This window comes from Prevotella sp. P3-122, assembly GCF_002251365.1.
Classification (GTDB): Bacteria; Bacteroidota; Bacteroidia; order Bacteroidales; family Bacteroidaceae; genus Prevotella.
The window spans coordinates 18,209-43,079 of record NZ_NPJH01000006.1 but is presented as its reverse complement, the minus strand read 5'-3'; the positions used below and the strand labels follow the sequence as shown (position 1 = coordinate 43,079).

The following is a 24,871-nucleotide window of genomic DNA, read 5'->3' as shown; positions in this document are numbered from 1 at the left end:
TGCATTTCACATGCTCAGGATATGAACATTCAGGCGCCCGCTTGGGTTAACCCTAATACACCCACTTCCAGCATCAGCGATGGCGGATGCGACGTATACACCATCTCAACGCAAAACCCTGTATTTCAGTGGACTCCGCCTGTAGTAAGCGCTGCCCCTGCTGCCACTTTCATTTATGATTTGCGCATAGTGGAACTCATTGACGGGCAAGCTATTGACTATCTTATGGCGAAAGCGCCTGTTTTCTTCAAAAAGAATGGGCTGATTGTTCCGCAGATTATTCCGGCAAATGTTATCAAGAATTTTTGCCCCAGCCATCTTTATGCTGTTCAAGTCACAGCAAAACAAAGAACCACTGCCGCCCTGTTTGGCACAAAACCCGTGGCTATTCCTCCCATACCGGGTGCAATAATGATATTTCAAGTGCAGGTGTCCCCGGGTTATGCTTCGCCAAATGCGAGAGCGACAGCGGAGCAAAAATGCTCCATTGCCGCTCTTATCTTATATTGATAGATTAGTATGGCGTGAGTGTTATCTCGCCCGAGATGCCTCTCTAATGGCGGATATGCCGGTTAGTAAACAGTGCCTGTGGCATATCCATCCTTTTGATATTCTTTAGAATCTATAGCGTTTGATTCTCCATTAGGAACTAATGGGAAGTCGAATGTCTGTCTACCTATCTCTTGAAGGTTTTTTATGCCATAAGTCAAATAACTATACTTCGCAATAAATGTGATTTTTTTCACTGAATCCAGTTCGTCAGCAGGGAAATAAGCTAATCCTTTCAAGGTGCCAGCACGTTTCGACTGGCCGTCAAAGCACAGTGTCCCCTTCATAATCACTTCACCCTTATCATTAAGGCCCTGAACTTCAACCCACATCTTTTGGTCAGCGCGTCGTTTGTTATCTTTTTCCGACAAAAGAAAGTCTGCATCAAAGAGCACTCCCACAAAATTAGGTTTATTTAAGATACGTCTACCTTTTGGATAATTGAATTTTACGGCTGTATTTTCTCCATAAATTGTGTATGGGATGTCATACATATATGTCTTGGTCCATCCGAACTGGCTACTTGGGTTTTGGGGATTATACCATTCAACATACGCTGGAACAAGCTTGATTCCTTCGATAGCATATCGTTTGTTAAGTGCAAACTTAAACTCATAATCTTCCTTTGGGTAAATATCTTGATAGGCCTTTTCCTCCGGAATTATCTTGTTTGCAAATCCGGGTGCCGACCCCGAAGGTTCTCCAACAGCAATTACTTTATTATTCTTATCCAGAACCAACAATTGCAAATTGCTGAAACAACGATTAGCATAAAAATGGTCTGTTTCGTGAGTCTCATCAACGACATTTGGCGTAAGCTCAACTTCGTAAATTAGCTTATCATCGTACTCAAAATCTTCTAGACCTTCATCTACGTCAACATCTATATCATACTGAAATGTTGCATATTTTGATGAATGGGCACTCCAAATCTCTCCGCCTGCCGTTGGTGTGGAAAGAATGCTTCTTAATTTACCCAAAATACTATAAAATGTTTGAATATCTTTGTTTCCATACTGGTCCATCGTTGCGTCGGCAATCTCACCAGTAACAGAGCCTAAACCGCTTATTTGCAGGAATCGGGCGCCTGCTCCAAGCGAAAGACTTCTGTCGCGCCATGAGTTGCCACCGCATTTATATGTTCTGCCATTATATTCTATAGTAGAAGGACTTACTGCTGAGTTATCGCTGAAGTTGACGTCTTTATACGTAAAGACGAGTCGTATCACCAAAGGTGTAAAAGATGGCAACTGGTCACCAGCAATCTCCTTTGCACTTTCCTTTAATTTGCCTTTTAGGGTCGTCGCCGCCATTACATTTTTTACCTTTTCAACTGTGCTTCCGCCCGCTCCGAGGGAAAATCCTACATTTATCTCAAAGGTGTTGCGTGTGCCATATTTAAATTTCACGGTGCCATCATGCTCGTTGGTCTGGTGCTTTACTCCGCCCTTCTTTTTCTTAACCTTCGACTCCTTGTCAGTTGCTCCGAATTTAAAGTTTTCGTCGGTAAAACTGGTCTCAAAATGGAATTTCTCCGAACTATCGAGCTCAAATTTCATATCATTGATGACGCTGCATCCAACAGTTATCGTCATCGGAACACCGATGACAATGGGAATTGACAGAACGTCGGGAAGTTCAAGCATATATTCATATTTATTGAATGAATTAGCCGGAAAGAAACCGTCAGACTCAACATCCGACCCATCGGTACAAAAAACACCCATGGATGTTGTGCCTTTAAATTTCTTACCGTCTATGCCCAAAGCCGTCTTGACTTTACTCGTCAGATCAACTCTGATACCGGTAAGCGACAGTTTAACGGCAACGGTGAAATAAAACTGCTGTCCTATGAAATATTGACATTCAGAACCAGAAACTTCCGTTTTAATATGATTTGTCTTTTTTAATATATCTGCCGGTTTCCCCCAGGAGTCGGTATTCAATTCTTTAAAAATATCTTGCGGTGTAGTCTTTCTATCACTCGAAACGCAAACCGTTGCCATTGGAATGTCGCCGGTCAATATATCAAAATCTAAGCCACGCGTCTTCAAATTGCGGTAATATCCGCCTGCGATATGAGCTCCGACACCCGACAACTCGCCCGAACGAGTGTTGCCTATTGATGCACTGTCGCCATCAGCCACTATGTCTAAGATGTATTCACCCTCAAGCACCTTGAAGATTTTGTCAAGGGGAACCACATGAGATGTAACCTTATAGAAGTTTCCTTCGGTCTCTACAGCAATAACCTTGTCGCACAATGCGAAGTCAATCATCGGCACATTTTGTGTGCTTATGAGCTCGCCGCGCTGAGGCACCATATCCGCCGGAATGTTTTTGGCAAAATAGAGGTGTGTCTCGTTCAGAATTGTGTCGTTTTCCGAGCCTTTATATGCCTTAACCAAATATGGAAGGTATGACTCATCAATAATGCGCACTCCCTCGTTGTACTGATAGGTCGATTTTCCGAATTCGTTGATTTCGGTGCGTGGCGAGGTTATGCCGTCGCCGCTTTCTCCCGGTTCGGTAGCGTCGGGAGCTGGCGGCTCTTCAAGCATGAGCGTGCATGAGCATACTATTAGAGGCAATATTGTTGCAACGAAATATTTTGCTAAGAATTTTTTCATAATTTGCTATAAGTTTAGAAATTGACGGGATAGAGTTCTGATAGAGTGCCAAGCGTTGGGTCGACGCTGAAATCAATGTCGAGGGCGGAATACAGGCGGTAGCGACTACGGTCGTAGCATTGCAAGGTGACGATTCCCGAAAACTGGTCGGCATACGACCAAATGCGTATGCGGGCATACTTGATGCCATGGTCTTCGCGAGCCTCGGCAACACCGGCAATCTGTCCGTTAACAAAGGCAGCCACGGGTTGCGATTCGGGATTCCACCCTTTTCCTCCAACGGTAATGTTTGCATAAATCACCATGTCGTGCGTGTTTGAGAACTCAAGCCTGTCTGTATCCCAATGTTCGAATACGGTGACCCGAGCAGTGTCCTGCAGACGTCCGTTGTTCGACACCGCCACAAGCTGCAATTCGCCGGCAGTCTTGGCAAACAGAGTGTTATGTCGAACTTTTGCGATAACAGTGTCGGGGATAAACCAGTACACTGCTCCGCTGTCGGGATTTACGGGTGAGAAATCAACAAGAAGAGGCATGGAGTCGCCTTCCATCACATAGTTAGAGTCGCAGAGCACACGCATTGTAACGCCATCCCACGAGTCCGGTTCGTTCTCGAATACGTAGAAATCGCCGCATGCCGCGAACAACAGCATTATCAAGGCAATGGTATGTATTAAATACTTCATTTGTAATTGTATTCGACTTAAAGAATTAAAAAAAACTAATTATTATCGGCGTCTTTAGGCTTTGGTGCGGTTACCTTCACCGTGTTCGACGGTGTGGTGCCGCGGCCGTCCTTAAGACGGATAGTTACATAGTATTCGTTGGTTTCGCCGGCAAACAGGCGGTCGGTGAACAATCGCTCGGAGCTGTCGACATTGATAACATAGCGGAAATCGGCGCCGTCGCCTTCTTTGCGATAGATGCAGTAGTAATAAGGTGCGCCATCGGGCACTGCAGCGTGTTCCCAAGTCAGGCGAACTTGTTTGTTGCGAGAGTCGTAAGTGGCGAAAGCCTTTAGCCCAAGCCCCTCGATATAGTTGTCGCCACGCACACGCGCCAGCAGCGACGCCGAAGGCCCTGAACTTATATCCCAAAAACTAACGGTCTCCACCATGTATTCATATCGGTCGTTGCGGTTAATCGCCGGGCGGTCGGTATAGGTCAGATAGTACCCGGCAGCAGCCACGCTGTCGCCGTCGAACACTGCCAAAGTGGTCCACCGGTCATCGGGCTCACTTTCCATCTTGCGTTTGAGGTAGTGACGGGCGATGTATTCCTCACCGCCGACAGCCCAACGCATATACACCTCGCGGCGTGAGGTGTACGTCGAGTCGAGGTGCGCCGCAGTGGGAGGATTGGGGGTGGGGCGCAACACTCTGATAGTGTCGGAGAATGGTCCGATGTTACGGGCAAAGTCGCGTGCGCGAACGGTATAGTAAATGTAGCGCTGGTTGGCATTCGTGGATATTGTATCCTGCCAAGCGCGGCTGGTAATCATCTCATTTTCGGAGGCTGACACAAAATGGTGGCTCAAATCGTTGGCGTAGAACACCTCGTAGTGCTGCACGTCTACGCTGTCGGGCATATCCCATAATAGCAGAATTTCTCCGGTGATTTTTGTGATTGCCGTAAGGTTGACAGGAGCTTTTGGAGGATTGAGGTCAGCCACACGCAGCAGTGTAGGCATTGCGTAGCCCATGTTGCCGGCAGTGTCGACGGCAGCAATTGTCATCATGCCCGTAGAAACGTGTGTGACGTCGATGCGCATCATGGTGTCTTCAGGAGCAACGTATTTCTCGCTGAGCAGACGCCACGACTTTAGGCTGTCGCGTTCGTTGTAGTACATAGGCACATAACGCACGAAATCGTTCTCCATGGTGTCCTTGCTGAAATAGATGTTTGCCCACACCTCGGCAGAAGGGTCCTGACGGTTAGGACGCTCAATGACTATTTGAGTGATTCGCGGTGGCATAGGTGCCTGCAAGTCGCGGAAGGTGACGGCATGCGGGGCTGACATCTCGGTGAGGTCGCCAAAAGCATCGTGTGCCTGCACGGCATACTCGTAGGTGCCGAGTTCGGGCACCGAGTTGGAGAAGATGGCATCTTCGTTCTGAGACTCAAATTTGTAAGGTGGCAGATAGGGGCGCTCGTTGACGTGCGTCCACTCCTTATCGCCTTTGCGACGACGATAAATCTCGAATGAGCCGTTCTTTTGGTCGTTCCAGCGCAAAACCACCTGACCATGACCTACTACTGAATCACTGAGGGTGACAGCGTAAGGCTCAGGGCGATATTTTTCGTTTTTAAGCGCCATTATACGGTCGCTCTCAATGAGGAAAAACCCGGTTGTGTCCTCAACAGCCGGACGAATAATGTAAGTGTAGGTATGCCCTTTCTTTGCCGTACGGTCGACAATGCGCAAGCCAAGAGCATCAGCCAAGTCGGAGCGCCACTCCGAGACGAGGAAAGCCGTAGCAAGACGCATCTTCTGGTCCTGTTCGATGTCGACAAATGCGCCCATCGAGCCCGGTGTCCAAGGCGTCATGTCGGCGGTGAGGCTGCCGGTGCCATAGAGCGAACCCATGGCAAGCAAAGCCACAGAGTCGGTCTGCGAATAGCGTTGGCGCATCTGCTCCCGGCTCAAAGGCTTGAGTTGAAAAGCTATGGTGTCGATTTCGAGGCCTGCCGATGGCTCATAGCGGAACACGTTGACGCCGGTTTGGGTTAAGTATCGCCATTCCGGGAAGCCGTCAATTGCCCAGCGCAGAACCACGCTATCGCCGTAGGAGCGTGCCAGCAAGCGCATGCGCACAGGTGTAGGGCGCAGCTGCGGGTCGAGCGTGTCGGCGGCGGCTGATTTCACCTCCTTTGGAGCCGAATTTTGGGGCTGCACCTTCGCGCCCGTGCTCAGCGCCGCCATGGTTTGAAGTGCAGCCACCGTAAGAACTGCCACGACCAGATTTTTCATATTATTGTAATGCTTCATATTACTTACGAATTATTATCGGTTTTATATTTATTTCTTGAATGGGTCTTCAATAACTTTGGTGTCGCATAGAGCGGCATTAAACTTGCCGGCGGGCACCGAAACGTCGTTGAACGCCGTCCAAGTGTTGCGGCTAAAGTTCCAGGCATTGCAGCGGTAGCGCTTGAACGTCATCGACTTGATGTTATTAAGCGCTCTATCAGCAACATAATCCAGACCGCCGCCTACCATGCAGAGTCCATATAGATAAGGGGCATATTCACCCTTAATGATACGTTTGTGGCGGGTTGCTTCGTCGTTTTCCTTAACAGCCCGGTGTATCTCCTTTTTGCTACTTGGACTGCTGGTACCTATAACGCCATATTGATAGGTCGGGAAATAAATCTGGAAACTGTCAAATTGATTATCATACGAGTAGCGGTTATAACCGGCGGCGGCGTTAAGCCACCATTTACGTTCTTCTGTGGATTTCGCATCGAATTTAGTAAGAATATATTTCACATAGTAACTGAAAGACTCGCAGGTTCTGTTGACAAGGTTCAACCGTGCCTTATAGCCATTGGGAGAAGTGCAGAAAAATTCCTGAACACCGCTATTCATAAAGTAGGGTTGCTGCTCGGCGTAGAGATACACTGCCATAGAGTCGGTGCTCTGACAGTAAAGCGGATAGTAAATGTTTCGTTCTACAAAGTAGTCGTACTTAGGATAGAACAGTCGCTCTATTTCCGCCTCTCCGTCAGCAATCAGATTATACCGGTTCTTCTCTTTTTCAGCATACAATCTGCCCTGGAATGTACCCATCGACGAATCTATAAACAACGACTCGGAGGTGGTGATATCCAAATCGTAGCGACTGTAATTAACCGGATATCCGCCCACAAAGAAGTAGTTGCTAATGAAACTCAAATAAGTCTGAGGCATCGATGTCAGATAAGGTTGGTTCACTCCGTTCACATTACAATAGTGAGGTTTAGCTCTGTCGCCATAAACCGATGCGTCGCCGGTGAGTGCCAAATCATACAATCTTGTTTCGGCATCGGGTATGTTGATATCTGTCATTACTTCGCCTGCAAACCAGTCGCCGTAGTAACCGTAGCCGTAGCCATTAGCTCCGTAGCCTTTGCTGTTATCTACATAAATACTGTTCGGACCGATTTCGCTTATAGTGTTAACAACAGCCCATTGGTTGTAAAGCACGTTTTCAGCCTGTCGCACCACATCGCCTTTCTCATAATGGAGCACACGCACAATATATGGACTTCCGGAGCTTGTTGTTGTGCTTGCGCTACGCAAGCCGCCGAGTGACGATGCTGTTTTTCCAATTTGAGTCAGAGCCGGCTTCACCTCAATCTGAATGGAAGCACCTTTAAGGAGTGCCGCCAAGCCGTATTTCTGCTCTGCCCAGCTATTGGCATATTTTTCAGCAGCAGCTTTGTCGGCAAAGTTGCGTTGCACGTTGAGCACTTCGAACCAACCGGTAGTGGTCTCTAAACGGTTGTAGATATGCTTCAGCACTATGTTATATTGCCCATTGCGAGCGATGTTGAACTCACGTTCGGGAGTGAGGATTGACACCGAATCGTTCTCAATCCAGGTGTTAGGCACCGAATCGACACGTTCGCCACTGCGATATATCACCCACTGCAGGCTGCCATTCTTGAACATGCGGTCTTTGTATTTGCCGTCGAGCGAGATGACGGGGGCTTTGGCATCCTGTATAGGGCATTTGGGTATAAACGGTTTGCCTGCCGCCGGCTTACCGGTGATGAGTTGCGGACCATCGGTGGTGTAGTAGCATGGGAATGCCAACTTAGCCATAGGCTGCAATTCCTCAAGATTCTCGTAATACGAGTCGGGCAGCGGGTCGCTGGTCTTGAAGAAGAAACCGCGAGTTTGTCGCCATGGTTTATTCACATATTTATATTGTGTTTCATCCCACGTTTCCGGGTCGACGTATGTGCCACCGCGGAATTCCTTGGACGAACCAATGAACTCAATATAGTAGTATTTGCCGGGCTCGGGTTTAAATCCATCGAGAATGACTTTTTGACCCGAATAAGTGAGAGGATACTCTTTGTAAGTCTTGTGGTTTTTCGGTTTGAACACCTTGGTTGTGTCGTTGGCAACCGTTTCCCAAGTTCCCATGTTTTCATACGAGTCATACGTATAAACCGTAGCCTTCTGATTGACGCAGATGAACCTGAACTTGCGATTAGCACGGCTGTTCTTCTCCTCTTCATCTTCAATGTTCGAAGTGTTATCCACCATATCGAGCGCCGTAGGGTCGACAATGCTTATGTCGCGGTTGACTTCGGCATTGGTGATGAAATATGGCGAGGCGATTTTTTTGGCGTCGTACTCATAGGGGTTAGCTGACGATTCGTCAACGCCGGCATTGGCTTTTCCCTCGGCTTGATTTCGGCAAGCGTCGGCAAATTCTTCGTTGTCCTTGGTGCCAATCGACGGTGTCTCGAACAATTCGTAATTGTCGAGGGCATTACCCATGAACAGCTGGCAGTAGTCGCCACACTCAAATGTAAATTTTTTGTTAAGATTTACCAAGCCACCCAACAGACGAATCTTGATGCGAGCCTTACCCTCGAAGTAGTTAGGCGAAGGAAGTGCGCACTTGAGCACGCCACCGATTCCGCAGTCCACAAGGTCGATGTCGCCGTTCCAGAATCCGAGATAGATATGGAATCCGAATTTTGCGTAGAGGTAAGCATAGAGCTGACCGCGGGCATACCAGCGCGAGCCACCAGCACCGGTGAAACCAGGTGCTCTGCCAAGGTTTGTGCATGCTGCATTGCTTGCCAGTTTTGCCACAACAACATCAACGCCGGCTTCGGCACCGAGTTTTCCGTAGATGAGGCCCAAATCGAATTTAATCTTGCCCCAAACCGAGGCACCCAGCATTACGCCGCCACCCAAATCAATCGACATTGCATCGAATTTCTTCTTGATGTTGGCTTGTGCTTTGAGGGCAGCGCCTATGTCGTCGCTCTGTGCCGCGCCGTGCTGTCCACCGTCAAGGAATTCTGCAACATCCTCGGGGAGAGGAGGCAGCTGACCGTTGTTTGGCAATTCCGAGCCGAAGCAAACATAAGCGTCGGCACCGATGTCAACGGTGACGATGGCCGACTTGAAGTCGACAAACTTAAAGTAGCAACGCTTATCTTTATCGGGGTGACCTATCCAAACATACCAGTCGGGGCGCTTCAGGTCAAGTCCGTCTTTGCGGAAAGTAACCTTCAGCGAAAGTTCAATGTGCACCTTGCCAAAAGCGCAACTGGTCTTGTCGCCGCCTTTCACACCTTCCAGGCCTCCCGACCCAGAGGCTTTGTTCTTATTAGTATCGCCCATAACATTACCCACGGCATCGGCACTGAATTCGTTGATATATCCCTGGAACTGATTGTTTAGCTTCTGCAACTCGCCAGTGACGTTTTGCAAGCCCTCCAATGCCATACCTGCACCGCAATCGGCAGAGAAGTCGACAGTCACGTCAAATTTGAAGTATTTGTCAACCGGTGTGTTCTCGTATACGAATGTCACACCGGCATCGATGATACCGGCACATTTCACGTCGCCGGTAAACTTAAATGTGGCAAGCTTGCCCTTGTAGATGAGCACCGTAGACCCGAAGTAGCCGTCGAAAGTGGAGCCATCGCCCATCTTCACGCCCAAGCCAAGCACCACGCCGTTGCATCCCTTGAGGGGTTCAGCCGAGTAGTCGTCTTTGCTTTCGGTGTTCTTGCGGCGGGCATTCAGGTAGAAACCTCCCACCACATCATATAGTGTAACCGGCGTAAATTCCATCTTTTTGCTGGAGAGCACGAAGTATCCCCACGAGAACGAGCCTTCGCTACTCTTCTCCTCGTAGAAGCCTCCTTCGCCATTGAGGTGCAGCAGGTCCACAAGGTCGATTTTAAGCTTTCCGCCGTATCCGCTACGCGTTTCGGTATCAACGATGTCGAGAGTACCGCTGATTTCGAGCTGGTTGGTCTTGACTCCAAGACGTATTTGATTGAATTTAACGTCCTTGAAAGCGATTGATGCATTGCTGATGTCGTCAAGTCCGGAGATTTCCGATTGTATTTCAATAGTGGTTCCACCCTTGATTTCCAAACCGGCATCGAGGGTGATGTCGCCACCGAATACAGCCGAAACAAGTGCGCTTGTGCCGCTGCCCTTCTCAACCTTCAGTGCATAGTCGGTGAGGGTGAAGGTGAACGGGCCGATTTTTTTCTCGGGAGAAGCATAACCCCAACGGCCCCAGCTTAGATAAATCTTGTTCTTGTCGCCAAAGACATAGGTTGTATCGGTATTCCACCAGTGGGCAGTCATTTCGTTTTCCTTCTCGCGGCGCTTTTCCTGAAGCTTCAGGTCGTCATATTTTGTATTCCAATTCTCGTTGTTTGCCAGACGCATGCGGCAGAACTTGATGCCGGGCATGTGCAGGTCGAATGGGAGTTTTTTGAGGACGCTGTTTATCTTATCTGCGCCTACGATGTCAACCGTGCCGCCAACACACAGCTCTACGTTGGTGACGGTTTCTTCCTTGATGTCGCCATTATATTTGTCGTAGGCTTCCACGAGGAAGTAGGTAAGTGCATTCTCGAGCGTGAGTTCGCCGAGCATAAAGTCGAAATTGAGGTCCTCAATCTGACGGGTGCGGAGTACGTAAGCAAAACCTTTCTTTTTCTTGTCATTGTCCAGAACGCTGAGCGGGGCTATATTACAGTCGTAAAGTATTTCGCCCTTGAACAGCGGAATCTCGAGCTTGCCATCGAAGGCAAACTTGCGGAAGTCGTTCTGCTGTACTTTCACATATATGTGGTCCATCGAGAAGGCAAACCCGCCAATGGTGCCGTTGTCACCAGCCCTGTAGTTTACCAAATCCTCAAACCCGGCATTCATGGTTATACCGGATTTGTCGACAATCATATCAGTAATCGACATCTTGATGCGGTCCTTGCCGTTGATTGACATTGATTCGGGAAGCGACATTTCAATGCTTGGGATATACATACCCATCCAAGCGTTGATAGTGTTTCCTTCCAAACCGATTTCAGTCCATTTGTAGTCTTCAGGGAATACCGACGAGCCGCATTGCGGATGATTTTCGGTTTTCGAATAGTCGATTATTACGTCAGTGTCGCCAAACGTGAAGCCTGGAGCACCTTCAGCCTCAAACGTGTCGAGGTGGCCTTTTGCTGTCCAGTCGTCCCAGTTCTTTATTTTGGCTTGCAGTCGCAGTTTCGGGTTCTCTTCCGATACCTTGCCTTCCACTACCTTCTTGAGGTTTGGCAATGTCATCTCAAAGTCGGCGCTGAGGGCGGCAAACTCGCCACCGCTCCATATCACGAAGCAGCCATCCTGCGGCTCCACGATGTCGGAAGGTGCCTTGAATGTGAAGTCGAAATCGCTCTTGGGGTCCTTCACGGTGAAGTCTTTGAGCAACGCCACGGTGCCGCCTTCGGGAATCAGGCTTTCGGGGCTGATGCAAAGGCGTGGGGCACCGAACACCAGAATCTCGTTTTCGGTTACTTCGGTATCACCAATAACGAATGTGCCAATGAGGTCCATTGTGGCATATTCCGGGGTGAACTTCATCTTGGTGATTTGCATATTCACCGGCGAAGGATTGTATTTCTCGGGAATTTGCAACGGGAAGCCGATAGGACCACCGGTCAAGAAGTTTTCAGCCTTTGCCAAACTTTGGGTTACCTCGGAGTAATATTCGCCAATGTGAAGGCTTTCAGCCAGACCCTTGACGCGTTTGTCAGCCTCGCCCTGAAGTTGTTCGGCGTATGGGATGTTGGCATCGCCGATAAGGTTGTCGATACCCCAATCGGAGAATAGCTTGTCGACAACCTCAGTTGATGTCATCTTGTTGTTCGGTCCGCCCCAAGTCTCCACGAGGCCGGCAATCACTCGATTGTCGGTGTTTACAACGAGCGAATCGAACTGAACTTCAAGTTTCCAGTCGATGCCAATAGGCGACCATGGCACATGACCTTTGCCTTTGAATACACCCGGAGCCTTGTCCTCGAGCACTCCGTCGAGAACGAGGTCGTATTCGCCGATTTTAACGGTTGTGCCTTTCAAGTCGGCAGCCTTTCTTGTGGTGAGTTGCTTGTTAGTGAACTTCACTCGGCTCTGGCAGTTGTAGTAATCGCGACTGATGATGTCGGCAAGTGCAAAGGTGACTACATTTATAGAGTCGTTTTTGAATACGGTGGTTGTATCATTCGTTGCGTGTGGCACAACGCGAATCATACAATAGGAGTTGGTAACCACCTTATCCTTTATGTCATCCCAATGAATGGTGTCGTTCAGCTCGGTTATGTTGCCGATCTTGTGCACCGGCTCTTTTTCGAGCATTTCACTGCGCGAGCAGTAGCCATCGGCAGCGTAGAATTCCACATCGTAGGCAAATTTCACCGAATCGGCATCGATGGCGCCGAAGCCACCGAAATAAACCGGGCGGCGCCAGCTCACTGCGATGTCGGAATTGATGAACTTCTTGCGGCAGCCTTCCTCGTCGAGGAACGCGGGGTCCACCAGACGCGGATTCTCGAAATTGTTGAGAGTGTCGGAATATTCAATGCGGCCCATCGAGCCGGAGTTGGTGAAAGCAACCACCGACGGCACCGAACGTCCGTTGTTGTCGTAGACGTAGTTCTTGCCAACAACCGTAGTGTCGGGGCAGGCATACACGCGCATCACATAGATGCGTGTGGTGTCGATTTCGTCGGCAACTTCATGAGGCAGCACAAATCGGGTGCCGGCGATGCCTTTGCGCTCGTAAACGGCAGGAAGTTCCTCCACGGCTCGCTGCACGTCCTCAATGGTATTCTCGTAGTCCTCGTTTGGTTGCACTATCTTGAGGTCGTAGGAGAAGTCGACAGCCTTGTCAGTCTCGCCGCTCATCGACGGGGCTTCCCAACGAATCATTGGATACTGCAACTCCACCAGTTCGGCTCGGCTCTTCACCAGCTGTGTTTGAGGCTTAGGCTCGAGGAAGGCAGGAGCGGAATAGGTGGTTGGGCGGCTGCCTGTCGACAGGCGCACAAGGGCGGGTTTCGATTTGCCGCCGTTGCTGAGCAGCACCTTTTCCAGCTCGTCCTGCGGGCCTACAAGCTTCATTTCAACCTGCATGAGATACACCTGGTTGTAGTCGCCTTCTTTAAACAGCCTGCTTGGAACATTGCAACTCGTCTCCGACATATTGCCCCAGTAATGCTCAGGCTCAAGTTCGTCGAGAGCATCCTGCATACCTTTCAGCGTATGAGGATATTCGGCAGTGGGTGCCACAATCTTCACGTTGTAGGTTACACGCACGCCTTCGGGCATCCTGCCTTCGTCAACCGAATATGGCGACCACGTTATTGCAGGCGACTCCATATAGAGAGTCTCAACCTTGTCGCCAATCTCACCGTCGATTTCGGTGACAGGTTTTGGAGAGGTGAATTGAGGTGGTCGGACAATCGATTTCGACACAGTGAACAATAACGGTTTCGAATGTCCCTCGTCTTCAAATTCAAAACGCTTCCAGGCGTAGGCTGCGGTGTCGGGACACGCCACAACCTCAAGCAGATAAGCCTTTCCGTTCTCAAACTTCTTGATATCTTCGTCGGGGATGCTGAATTCCGAGCCCGTTAATGCATAAGCTCCAACAATGGCTTCGCTTTCCCGGAGGGCGGCACGCATACCTTCCTCGGTCATGTCGTAGTTGTTCAGGAAATCTACGATGCGCACATTGTACTTGAAATTCACTCTTTTCGACACGTCGCCCGAGCGCACAGGCGCTTCCCAGCGCACAGTGGGGTCGAGAGGCGAAATCATCGACAATTTGTTGAGAGCGCCTATAGGCTCCGGCTTCACGATTGTCGGAGCTGAATAATGCGTTTTTATTACGTCACCTTCATAGAAGTCGGTCATTTGAAAAAGGCGAATCTCGCTTTTGCCGCCGTTTTCAAGCTTAATAAAATCGAGACTACCCTCCTGAGTGGCGTTGGAATGAACCGTAACCTGTGCTGCGTAGGTTGTTCCCTCGCAGAAGTATTTTGTCACGTTAATTGGCAAGACGCACTGAGGCGAAGTCAAGCCCTTTACCTCATAAAATGTAGGGCCATACTCCATCAGGTAGTTTGGGTCCATACCTGCCGGAGCTTCAATCACCTTGAAGTCGTAGGTATAGCTGCGCGCCTGTGGATTGCAGTTGACCACCGGAGCCATCCACTGAAACATAGGCGATTGTGCCGAAACCGTATACACCAGTGCACCATAGCCTGCGTTCATGCCGCTGTGAGTGAACGGATTAACCCACATTGGTGCCGAAGCATTGTAGCACACTTGGAAGGTGCACTTGCTCAGCGTAGGGTTATTAATGATTTGCGGAGACGAAGTCAAGGGGTCCCAGCGATAGATGTGCAGCGTGAGTTCATACGTTCCCTCGGGAAGCAAGCCAAATGAGTTGCTCAAAGCATTGTCAAACATCGACTGCGGCATCGAGATGGTGTTGAACGGCACATGATTGAACAATGTGCGCATCTCCACTGCGTTCAACGCCTTCATCTGACCCGGATTGAGAACCATCGGAGCCTTGGGGATATACGGCGTGCCGGGAACATATATTTCAAAGTTGTCGGAACTTGACAACTGTGTGAGTCGCACACCGAAATAAATGTTCTGTTGCTCTTGAGTGTTGTTTTGAACAGAGATACTGAAATATCGCCCTGGATTACTCAAATAATACGCTACATGAGGCGGCAATATCTGCCTCATGGGGTTGACATTGACCGATACCTCTTGTGCCCTTGTCGACAACACTGTCAAAAAGGCTGCTATAACGATTGAAATATATTTGATTGACTTCATCATAATGTTGTCTTTTTTATCTGGAATAGTTTTTCAGTGAATCTCAGTTTATTTATTTCTTGGCTTTCTTCTTGAGATGAAGAAGTTGGAAAGTATATACATAGTTTAGCGACAAGCGTATGTCGGTTGCGTCGAGGCTTGAGCGCGTCTGCGTGGGATTGACATCGCCATATTTGCTGAACGATGCCGACGCGCTGAATGTGTGGGCTTGCTTTAGCGAATATGACGCATTCAGGTCGAGCGCCATCGACAGGCTCTTTGATGTGTATTGCACATGATTGTAGCACAACGACACGCTTGCCGACATGTTCAGATTCTTGTCTTTCAGGAATCCGCGCCCGGTGGACAGCGATGTGACAACCGATGTGTATTTTGAATTGAATCCTTTTGACTGTTGCATGCTTGACGACAACCCGAAATCCATCTCCCATGGCTTGACACCAAGATTATACGATACTCCGAGTGCCAGCGTCTGCACATCGCTCATTCCGATGTTAAACCGGTTGTGGTCGATGTTTTCGGTGTAGTTTGCCGACAACGACACCGAATGGTCGAAGTTCTCGCCGGAATGCGAATATGATGGCATGATTGTCACGGAGCGCAGTTCGCGATTTACGCGAGTTGTGTCGTTCACCACTGCGGCTCCATCGTCCTGACGTTGCAGATAGCCATTAAACATTCCGGAGATGCTAAACCCGCAGGTGTGGTTATACGATGCCATTGCCGAGTAGACGTATCCGTTGTTTGTGTAAAGTTGTTTTTTCGACAAATTGTCGTTCTGCATCGAGAAATTGCCCGACAAACTTATTCGCCTAAAAAGCATGGTGCTCAGCGACGCGCCCAGGCTCTGATAGTTGTTTGATGTGTAATAAGTGCCCAGCGACACGTAATCGGGCTGTATAATCTTATAGGATATTGAACCGTTAACAAACGGGAACGAAAATCCCAGCGACGCATCGCCGGCGAATCGTATGCGTGAGGTGTAACGTGCATCAAATATCTTATCGAAGCGGGTGGCTTCGCCCACCTCCACTTTAGGCGATTCGCGGTCGGCAGTGAAAGCCGATGTGGCGCCGTTGACCGTGAGCGACAAAAACTTCTTTAGGCTCACTCGTCCCTTGATGCCCACCAACAGGTTCTCTTGCGGACGATTATCGCGCTGCCAATATTCGTCGATGGTGTTCGGACGGTCGTATGCACGCAACAGGTAGATGTCAATGGTATTACCGCCCTTACCGTAACCGACACTGAAGCCCCAGCCTACGCGTTCATATTGCGGATTGCGCGGATTAGGGTCCTCGGGATTGTCGTTGATTGCCTTGCGCAATATGCCGTAGAAGGCTGACGTACGGAACTTGGGACCATTATACTCCAATCCCACACCGTTGAACGACATATTAAGGATGTAGGAATTGAATGGCATTGTCGACCTGCCCAAATGCGCCTTGAAATATTTATAGCTAGGCGATATGTTGAATGAAATTTGAGGATAGCTGAAACTCGTGTTGTTGTTTGAGTAATAAACAGCAAACGGAAACGAAAATCCGTGGATATTAATGTTCATATTGGCAAAAAAGCTATTGCTCAGAGGCGAAGCATAGCCCGACCCCATCGAGGAATGATAATAGGTGTTGTTGGTTCCTATCGAACCCGAAATAATCAGTGGGTCACTCTTGCCTATTTGTGAAATGTCCTGTGCATAGATGGTAGCCGTTCCGCATAATGCCACAATAAAGACTGTGGCGACAATGCGCTTCAGATACGAGGTGACACTATGTGGATTGCGTTTTCGCATTGTGATGTTTGGATATATGTTGTTTTGCCAAAGGCGAATTTTCTGAATTTGGGGCTTAAAAAAAAGCGGTAGTTGCTGAACCAATTGTTCAGTGTGTTGATGGAGAGGTTTTTAAGGAGTATATATTTTTTGTATTCAGTCTTTTGTTCTTGATGAAAGAAACACCATAGCGCCGCACCTCGATTGAGCGGGCGCCATGGTGTGATATAGATGATTATAGAATTAATTCACAAATACCTTCTCGCCATTGATAATCAACAGACCACGAGCATCCTTGCTTACGCGGCGTCCTTGCATATCATATATTACAGGGTCGCTGCCGTCGTGATTGTTTTGGTCGATAGTGATACTTTCGATGCCGGTGGTGGATGTGCCCAATACTACCGGAGCCTTAATAGAACCTTCCATCATGCTGAATGGCATCTTAACGGGCGAATTTTCATATTCGCCTGTCTGGTTGTCGAATATGCGGAACGAAACCTGCTCGCCTTTCTGTCCGTGCACAGTGATGAAGTAACGGCCGTCGACAAGCTTGCTCTCTCCGCGACATTCTTCGCCTACGAATGGAACCACTGTGTAGCATTCCGAATCAATGCCCTCGGGCAGACTTGCGATAATCGACATGTTATCGGCAAAGCGACGTGGATTGTAGGTGAGTTCAGTTCTGTTGGCTCTTGCATTTGCCATCAGTGTGCGCGACTGAGTTGTTTCAGCTTCATTCGAGGCTACGAACTCCGACATAAATCTGTCGGGCTGTATGTTAAACGAAATGTTTTCAGTGCCCGGATTATAAATCAGATAACCCTCGCCGGCATTAATCGATTCTAACGAACCGCTCCATTGACCTTCTGCGTATGCCATGAAACCAGTGAGTGCAACTACGCTACTGTTTTCGGGAAGTTCTGCTTTACTAAAGATTTCATCAAACGAATGGTTCTTTGCACATGGGTTGTTTACCCAGTTCCATCCCGGCTGCAAGGTAACGGTGGTAACGTCATTGCTGTACAAACGAGCATTATCGGCAGTATAATCGAATGTCACACCCTCTTTCACCTTAACTTTATAAGCCGAAGTGCCATCCAAAGTGTTGAGGTCGCCGAAGAAGCCATATACGGGGTCGTTGTAAGTAAGGGCTGCTTGCGAACGGGCTTCCAATACATTATTGGCATTATCGGCACTGAGTGATATTTCACCTGCATAGGTTGAAATCCACGACCAGCCTTCAGCAAGGTTCAGGTGTTGCGAGATAGTCACGGTTGCTTCGTCGTTGAAATCGCCATAGTTTACAGTCAAAGCGCCCGAACCCGGATAATCAGGAGTAACCTTCCAAGTGTTAGTGCCCTCAACACGTTCAAGGCTTAAGATTGGGGTCTGGTCAGCAAGCGACGGAATGCCGAACGAAATCTCGGCATCTTCGAGAATAATGCCAGCCGGGTCGGTTGTTACTGTAAGTATTTGGTCCTTGTCCTCGCAACCGATTGTGAAGCCTTCGATGCTAATGCCTGAAAGACCTTGCACGATTGTCACATCAAACATGATGTTGCCGGTTTGTTCCAACTCGGCTACGAAGTTGCCTTCGGCATCGAATCCGCAAGCGGTGACCGTCTTTGAACCAGATATAGTGGTCATGCCATAACCGGCAGCAATAAATCCGGCAGCTGTCTCAGCTGGCTTAACCACTGTAGTAACCGACGATTCCCATGTGAACTCGCTCCAGTCCCATTGTAGTTTTGAATACACACTTACGTGCTTTTTAAGGTCGTCAGTAATATCCAAATTATCCAATTGTTCTTTTGGAACACTGATTGACAAAGGCTCAAGCACGCCTTCCTTAGGTCCGGGAACGCCCTTAATTACATTCACAGGAATTGACAATGATTCTTCTATATCAGGGTGCTTAACAGTGATTGTGCCGGAACCTATATTGGCTGCGGTGGTCACCAAGCCAATACCTGTATAATCAAGTGTGCTAAAAATTTCGCTGCCATCGTCAGTAGTGCCGCTAAAAGTATATGTAACAGTTGATTTGTCGTGAGTTGCATCGGCAGGCTCAATGCGATAGAGATGTTCAAGGTAATCATTCATTTGAGAGCCTTGAATCACCGTAATACCGTTAGGATATAAAGCAGACAAACTGGTAGCTAGTTGGATTACGGTCAACGTAATGTCAACGCCAGTGAGAGTGCCAGCTTCGTTATTGGCGGTTAACACGTATTCACCTACTTTGACGGGTGTTACTTGTGTGCCACCTTCAGCCAATTCAATGCCGGTTTCATCGCCGCTCTTCAGAGACCAAATCACCTGACCTGTATAATTGGCTTCGGCATATTTACCTGTCACATTGATAAGAGTAGCAAGTTTTGAAGTGGTTTCGCTATCGTTCAGAGGCACCGTCAGAGTGTTGGTGCTGCCATCTTTAAGTGTAATAGCTGCAATCGGGTTGCTAATTGTAACCGGTATATCTGCATACACATAATTATTAGTAGCATTGGTGCTGAACGAAACAGAAATATTCTGGTAGAACTCGGCGGGTTGATTGGGTTTCAATGCTGTCAGCACCCCGTTCTCCACCTTCATGTTTTCAATATAATTGCCCACACTTACATCATAGTTGTCGGGGACATTGGCGCCTTCCGGCTCAAACACGAGCACATCTGAGAGAGTAACGGTGTTATACACATCCATCTCGATTACACCATCGCCAGCAGCTTTCACATTTGTTGGAGCTGTGAAAAGCAGCTTGTGGCTACCCGAAGGATAACCCACAGTCTGGTCGCCGCCGGTGAGTGTGATGGGGTTGCTTCCGCTGGCTTCGCTGAGAGTATACTCAGTGTTGCCGCCAACCAAGAGCGCAAAGTCGACCGTCTTGTCGGCATCGGCTGAAGTTACGGGGATACGGAAAACGAATACGCACGATGATGTAGTAGTCCCTGTAGTATACTGGGCTGTTCCCAAACCACGGCATACTCCGTCAACAAAGGCTCCCAATTGAAAATCATTGGCTAAAGGATTAACATTTGTTCCGCCTTTGTCCTGTAGAGTCACATAGAAAACCGCCTCGTTAGAGGAGCTTACCGACGAAACCGTCCATTCTCTCGCTGAGAGTGTTTGCCCTATTACCATGAATGTAAAGGCAAAAAGAAGTAGTATTCTTTTCATAATAGTTCGTTTATAAAAGATTATTTTGACCTTATTGTTTACAATTATTTGTAATTTTTTTCTACGGATTAGATTGCAGTGTTTCAGCGCCATTTGCATCGGAAACAACATTGCCCTTCACAAACAGATAGCTGATGCGTGAGCGAGAGGTTGTAATTACCGCCACGCGCTGAATGAAAGTTCCTGAGCGGTTGCGCGGATAGAATGTAACGAGCACCGACGTTGTGTCGCCCGGCGCTAACACCTTTGGAGCGAACTTTGCCTCGGTGCATCGGCAGCGAGGTGCTGCACTCACTATTGAGAATGGTTCTTTGCCGCCGTTGCGCATTACAAACCGGTGGTTTACCATGCTGTCTGTTTCCAAAACATTCCCGAAATTGTGTTCGCGCCCTTTCAGCCACTGGATTTCCGACTGGGCTGTTGCGGTGCTAATTCCTGCGGATATCAACATATCTGCAAGCACCATCAGAATAGGCAGACGGTTCTTGATTAAGCAGAAAAACTTATTGTATTTTAAGGCTTTTTTAATTGACATCCGTGAAATATTGTTAGTAATCGTAAAAAAAATAACTTGGTACAATTTCCGCTCAGTTGATGCGGTATGTGATACATAAAATTTGGTCTTTAAAACATCTATCATATTCTATATGCATTTAGTTTATAACTTATTGATTATTAACGTTCTATATTTCTTAAATCTGCTGAAAATTCGTACCTTTATAACTGAATTCCAAGTAGTTGTGCAGGTCACGAATAATCCTGCAGATATAGTAACGGATAAAGAAATGGAGTACCTCAGAGACGCAAATGAGAGACAGGCGAGACAGTTCGTCGCTATCATAGCAGAAAGGCTTGGCAGGCATGGTGTCAACCTTGTCTGCAATGCCCTTGATATGTCCCGTAATACCGTCTACAGAGGTCGTCATGAGGTTCAGGCAGGAGAGCACCTCGAAGAGGGCAGAGTCCGCAAACAGGGAGGTGGAAGGAAGAGTACGCTCTCCAAGCATCCCATATTCAGCATGGACACGAAGAAAAAGGAAATCCTTGGCCCGTTCAGACGTGACAACGGAACAGCCTACTGCACTGAACCCGTCAAGGTGAACGACCATGACTATTCCACGTTCTCCAACGGCAAGATGGTGCCGCACGGCATCTACGATGTCATGAGGAATACCGGCTATATGACCTTTGGAGTGAGTCACGATACTGCGGAGTTTGCCTGCGATTGTCTGGTGGAACAGTGGGAGAAACACCTCCGGTATGTATATCCAAGTGCAAAGTGTATCTGTATCCTTTGTGACGGAGGAGGTTCCAACAATGCCAGAAGCTGGCAGTTCAAGTGGTGCCTCATGGAAACAGCCAAAAGACTGGGTCTCGACATTAGGATTGCCCACTATCCGCCTTACTGCTCCAAGTGGCATCCCATAGAGCACATGCTCTTCTCGCAGATTTCCAGAGTATGGAGTGGAGCCGTCTTCAACACCATCGAGGAGGCTAGCGATATGGCTGCCAAGACAACTGCCAAGACGGGACTCACTGTATTTACGACTATCAACAGAAACATTTATGAGACAAAGAAAGAACGCAACCCGCTCTTTGAGAGTGAGTGTGACAGGCATATCGTCAAGGACGAAATTCTGCCCAAATGGAACTATCTTGTCAAATGCAACTGATGACATATGAATTGTACCAAGTTATTTTTTAACGATCACTTAACACGGCAAAGTTACAATTTTGAAGCAATTTGCAACTTGAAATTAGGAACATGCCTCGGGCAAAATAGTTGAAAATAGGAACATAGTCACTAAATTCCAGTATTTCAGGCGAATTTATTCAGGTATTCAAATTATGAGTCCACTTTAAAAAGTCGGACAGTTTATTGTTAATACTTGTTTGCCACTCTCAAATAGCAGTCTAATTATCCTAAAATCCGCAAGCAATCTCAATGGCAGTAAAGAGCTTGAACACTATGCATCATGATAGTATGAGCGTGAATTTTGTCCGATTTGGGCACACCTTCCCCTTACCCCACAATGCGCCTTGAGGCAATACACAGCATCTGTCGGGTGGAGTGAATTATGCAGAAGAAGCGGATGCGGAAGACCTGAAATGGCTGGAGGATTTGCTGAATCGAATTAATAATAAGGAATAAATTGAAATCAATATGACAAAACACGAAGTGCCAAAACTGTTTGAAGACAGAAAGATTCGTACCGTATGGGACGATAAGGAAGAGAAGTGGTACTTCTCTATTGTTGAGGTGGTTGGTGTGTTGACAGATCAACCAGATATCGAGCACGCCCGAAACTACTGGAAAGTGCTGAAACATAGACTGAAAAAAGAGGGAAATGAGTCGGTTACAAATTGTAACCAACTGAAATTACGCTCAAGTGATGGTAAGAGCTATAAAACTGATTTGAAGAGCAGAGGCCTAATAAAGAGTTAGAAGATGGCGAAGAGAAGGAAGAATAAATCTTGAATGTGAATTTTCAAAATAAAGGGTTCATCCGATATTTCGAGTGATAACCATATAGCAGTGTGGTCTGTATTTGTTACCTTCATTGCCGCTAAGGTTATAAATCTTGTCTGTGGCGTATTCATATTTGCGATTCATGCTATATCTCGAGTGACAATATATTGTTGCGTGGTCTATGCATATATATATAATTGCCGATAAGGTTAATAACCTTACGCCTGCAAGGTTAATAACCTTAAGGCCGTAAGGTTATTAACCTTATCAGGGTTGCAAACGTATTCATATCCTTTGGCAAACGGTTTCACCCACTTCATTTAATAATATACTTCAAGAATAATATATTATTTCGGTTCGGCCTGTCGCATGTTAACGAGAGTCGGTGCATCCTACACAGATGGAACGATAACAAGGAAATGTTGTGAGTGAAGTTAGCGGTGCTATCCTTCCTCCACATCATTGAAACAAGGGAAAGCCTCGCCCTTTGTCAGCCATGATAAACCAAAGAGATGCAAGAGGATTATCTCGATTATCATGACGGTATAGCCTGGAGCATCACACAAAGAGAGTATGGCAAAGAGAACCTCAAATAACAGCATGCCTCCACCACAGATGCGGTAAATGCGGTTGCGGATAACCTTACGCGATGTCATCACGCCAGCACTCTTAGTGAAAAGGAAATAACTGTTGAATGCAATTAGCAGGAAGAAAAGTGATGCACACCCGTTATGCAGATACTGGGATATCTCAATAGGTATCTGGAAGAATCCGACGGGTGTCCCTTCGGGTATCCATGACACACTGCACGGGAAAAGTACTACGCCCAAACCAAACACACCACTCAAGCTGGTCACCCAGTTGTCCGTCTTATTATACCCTATGTAGGATATAAGTACCAATGATGCGGGACACAACACTCCGACCAAGGCGGGAGACTGATAGTACGTGGCAGATATGCTCCACCACCATTCGGGACTGGGATGAGGCGTCAGACCGGCAGAGAATAATGCCAGCCATGGCAATACAACACCGAGCAAACCGCAGACATTGCGGATGCGCATATACATCTTTCGTTCTTTGCTTTGCATTTCCATAATTAATTGTTTGAGAGATTTTTATAAATTCTGCCCCACTTTAGTTTGATTATTTTTATAAGTTCCTGAGCAACAAAAAGCTCTTGCTTGTGGCAAGCGGCAAAGCCGAGTGGCCCAAGATTGTGCCATGTCAGATTTTTCACTTATCTTAGTGTTGTAATTCAAAGCAAGTATAAATCGTAACAAGACATGGCAAAAATAGCAATAAAATCTGAGAAACTCTCTCCTTTTGGAGGAATATTTTCAATTATGGAGCAATTTGCCCCTATGCTTTCCTATACGATAGATATGATGCTTGGCCCGACAGATACTGCGTATTGCCTCAAGGCGCATTGTGGGGTTGCGTATTGTGCTTATGTGTCATTATATGAGGGCGGTTGCGGATTTTACCATGAGTGACGCACATATATCACGGAAAATTTGCTAAAACTAAGTTAGTAAATGGCGGAAACAACTTTTTTTTGTGTTTGAATATCATTTTTTGCTAACAAACGGTCGTTCTTTTATGCGTTTTAATTTTGCACATATATAATTTAAATAATTGACTTACGTATATGGAAAATAAACCTCAAAATCGCATAATGGTATTGATGGCTGAGCGTATGGTCACGAATAAAGACCTTGCAATGATGATGGATACAGATGCTGCAACTGTGAGCATGTGGGTAACAAACGCCTCACAACCTACTCTTGAGAATCTTATTGAGGTAGCAGCTGTCTAAAATGTGAAATCAACATTTGGTTCGCTTGGGGGGAACCATAAAGATTGACAAACCAGAATAAAAGAAGGCAAAAAAATACCAGGCGGAAAAAATAGACTGGTCATAGGCTTATTGCTTATAACCAGTCCGTTTTTTATTTTGCAAATATATTTCCTGTAGATAGAATAAATCCATCTGAATTGTGAAGTTTTTGTTATTTGTCCATATCTTCTAATTGCAAACTCGCTTTATTTCGCAATAATCTAAATACAAGAAGAGAAACAAGTCAATAAGTGCTGCAATGATTGTTGTTCCATCTATTAGTGGTATGTCTTCAGAATTTGCAAAGTCGATAGTGCACATTGTAATTACAAAAATATCAATTATTTTGTTGCCAAAAGGTTTGTTCTTATAGTATCTGCATAGATACACAAAGAAAGCAAAAGCAGAAAATAGCGTTATTAGTGATAATACATTTTTTCCATTTGTATATCCCTGATAAGACAGACTACATATAAATGCAGTGATTGAAATTTTGTCTAAGAGGCATAATACATTTGTTAATGCTTTCATTCTTTCGTTCATTTTAATTTGA

The 24,871-nt window shown here is 47.1% G+C and carries 13 protein-coding genes and 1 pseudogene; 5 read left to right on the top strand and 9 right to left on the bottom strand.

The features are described 5' to 3' along the window. The first annotated feature begins 21 nt into the window (after positions 1–21). Positions 22–510, top strand: a complete 489-nt coding sequence (locus CIL02_RS00985) for a hypothetical protein (RefSeq protein ID WP_094398626.1) — start codon at positions 22–24, stop codon at positions 508–510. A gap of 62 nt (positions 511–572) precedes the next feature. On the opposite strand, the gene CIL02_RS00980 is transcribed toward CIL02_RS00985, so the two are convergent. From CIL02_RS00980 to CIL02_RS00950, 7 genes are all read right to left on the bottom strand, one after another. Then, positions 573–3,179, bottom strand: a complete 2,607-nt coding sequence (locus CIL02_RS00980; RefSeq protein WP_141210072.1) for a hypothetical protein — start codon at positions 3,177–3,179, stop codon at positions 573–575. Between the two features lie 14 nt (positions 3,180–3,193). After that, a complete protein-coding gene (locus CIL02_RS00975) occupies positions 3,194–3,865 on the bottom strand; it encodes a hypothetical protein (protein WP_141210071.1) in 672 nt (223 codons plus the stop codon). 35 nt (positions 3,866–3,900) lie between these two features. After that, entirely contained in the window at positions 3,901–6,150 is a 2,250-nt protein-coding gene (locus tag CIL02_RS00970) for a hypothetical protein (protein WP_141210070.1), read from the bottom strand. Positions 6,151–6,198: 48 nt separating this feature from the next. Then, positions 6,199–15,057 carry a hypothetical protein gene (locus CIL02_RS00965; protein WP_094398622.1) on the bottom strand — a complete coding sequence of 2,953 codons (8,859 nt, stop codon included), beginning with the start codon at positions 15,055–15,057 and terminating at the stop codon, positions 6,199–6,201. Between the two features lie 49 nt (positions 15,058–15,106). After that, a complete protein-coding gene (locus CIL02_RS00960) occupies positions 15,107–16,849 on the bottom strand; it encodes a hypothetical protein (protein ID WP_094398621.1) in 1,743 nt (580 codons plus the stop codon). Between the two features lie 222 nt (positions 16,850–17,071). After that, positions 17,072–20,008 carry a hypothetical protein gene (locus tag CIL02_RS00955; protein ID WP_141210069.1) on the bottom strand — a complete coding sequence of 979 codons (2,937 nt, stop codon included), beginning with the start codon at positions 20,006–20,008 and terminating at the stop codon, positions 17,072–17,074. A 61-nt stretch (positions 20,009–20,069) separates the two neighbouring features. Then, positions 20,070–20,543 (bottom strand): DUF1573 domain-containing protein, encoded by a 474-nt coding sequence (locus CIL02_RS00950; protein ID WP_170934971.1) that lies wholly within the window; start codon positions 20,541–20,543, stop codon positions 20,070–20,072. Positions 20,544–20,793: 250 nt separating this feature from the next. Between CIL02_RS00950 and CIL02_RS00945 the strand changes: the two genes are divergently transcribed. Both CIL02_RS00945 and CIL02_RS00940 read left to right on the top strand, forming a co-directional pair. Beyond that, complete coding sequence (locus tag CIL02_RS00945; protein WP_170934970.1) at positions 20,794–21,681, top strand: ISAzo13 family transposase; 888 nt, start codon at positions 20,794–20,796, stop codon at positions 21,679–21,681. A gap of 491 nt (positions 21,682–22,172) precedes the next feature. Further along, positions 22,173–22,427 (top strand): annotated as a pseudogene (locus CIL02_RS00940) (hypothetical protein); the annotation flags it as partial. A 494-nt stretch (positions 22,428–22,921) separates the two neighbouring features. On the opposite strand, the gene CIL02_RS00935 reads toward CIL02_RS00940, so the two are convergent. Beyond that, positions 22,922–23,569: a hypothetical protein gene (locus CIL02_RS00935; protein ID WP_141210067.1), complete on the bottom strand. Its 648-nt coding sequence runs from the start codon at positions 23,567–23,569 to the stop codon at positions 22,922–22,924. 195 nt (positions 23,570–23,764) lie between these two features. Here CIL02_RS00935 and CIL02_RS00930 point away from each other — a divergent pair, with 195 nt between their 5' ends. Together CIL02_RS00930 and CIL02_RS15955 are read left to right on the top strand one after the other, a co-directional pair. Continuing rightward, positions 23,765–23,974, top strand: a complete 210-nt coding sequence (locus CIL02_RS00930; RefSeq protein ID WP_094398617.1) for a hypothetical protein — start codon at positions 23,765–23,767, stop codon at positions 23,972–23,974. Between the two features lie 155 nt (positions 23,975–24,129). Continuing rightward, the gene (locus CIL02_RS15955; protein ID WP_141210066.1) at positions 24,130–24,297 is read left to right on the top strand and encodes a helix-turn-helix transcriptional regulator; all 168 of its coding nucleotides are present in this window, start codon (positions 24,130–24,132) and stop codon (positions 24,295–24,297) included. 210 nt (positions 24,298–24,507) lie between these two features. On the opposite strand, the gene CIL02_RS16190 is transcribed toward CIL02_RS15955, so the two are convergent. Next, positions 24,508–24,861, bottom strand: a complete 354-nt coding sequence (locus tag CIL02_RS16190; RefSeq protein ID WP_170934969.1) for a hypothetical protein — start codon at positions 24,859–24,861, stop codon at positions 24,508–24,510. Between the last annotated feature and the right edge of the window lie 10 nt (positions 24,862–24,871).

Excerpts from the sequence above, each read along its gene's own strand:
- CIL02_RS00985 (WP_094398626.1), top strand. The coding sequence starts at position 22 with ATGAACATTCAGGCGCCCGCTTGGGTTAACCCTAATACACCCACTTCC.
- CIL02_RS00980 (WP_141210072.1), bottom strand. The coding sequence starts at position 3,179 with ATGAAAAAATTCTTAGCAAAATATTTCGTTGCAACAATATTGCCTCTA.
- CIL02_RS00975 (WP_141210071.1), bottom strand. The coding sequence starts at position 3,865 with ATGAAGTATTTAATACATACCATTGCCTTGATAATGCTGTTGTTCGCG.
- CIL02_RS00970 (WP_141210070.1), bottom strand. The coding sequence starts at position 6,150 with ATGAAAAATCTGGTCGTGGCAGTTCTTACGGTGGCTGCACTTCAAACC.
- CIL02_RS00965 (WP_094398622.1), bottom strand. The coding sequence starts at position 15,057 with ATGATGAAGTCAATCAAATATATTTCAATCGTTATAGCAGCCTTTTTG.
- CIL02_RS00960 (WP_094398621.1), bottom strand. The coding sequence starts at position 16,849 with ATGCGAAAACGCAATCCACATAGTGTCACCTCGTATCTGAAGCGCATT.
- CIL02_RS00955 (WP_141210069.1), bottom strand. The coding sequence starts at position 20,008 with ATGAAAAGAATACTACTTCTTTTTGCCTTTACATTCATGGTAATAGGG.
- CIL02_RS00950 (WP_170934971.1), bottom strand. The coding sequence starts at position 20,543 with ATGTCAATTAAAAAAGCCTTAAAATACAATAAGTTTTTCTGCTTAATC.
- CIL02_RS00945 (WP_170934970.1), top strand. The coding sequence starts at position 20,794 with ATGGAGTACCTCAGAGACGCAAATGAGAGACAGGCGAGACAGTTCGTC.
- CIL02_RS00935 (WP_141210067.1), bottom strand. The coding sequence starts at position 23,569 with ATGCAAAGCAAAGAACGAAAGATGTATATGCGCATCCGCAATGTCTGC.
- CIL02_RS00930 (WP_094398617.1), top strand. The coding sequence starts at position 23,765 with ATGGCAAAAATAGCAATAAAATCTGAGAAACTCTCTCCTTTTGGAGGA.
- CIL02_RS15955 (WP_141210066.1), top strand. The coding sequence starts at position 24,130 with ATGGAAAATAAACCTCAAAATCGCATAATGGTATTGATGGCTGAGCGT.
- CIL02_RS16190 (WP_170934969.1), bottom strand. The coding sequence starts at position 24,861 with ATGAACGAAAGAATGAAAGCATTAACAAATGTATTATGCCTCTTAGAC.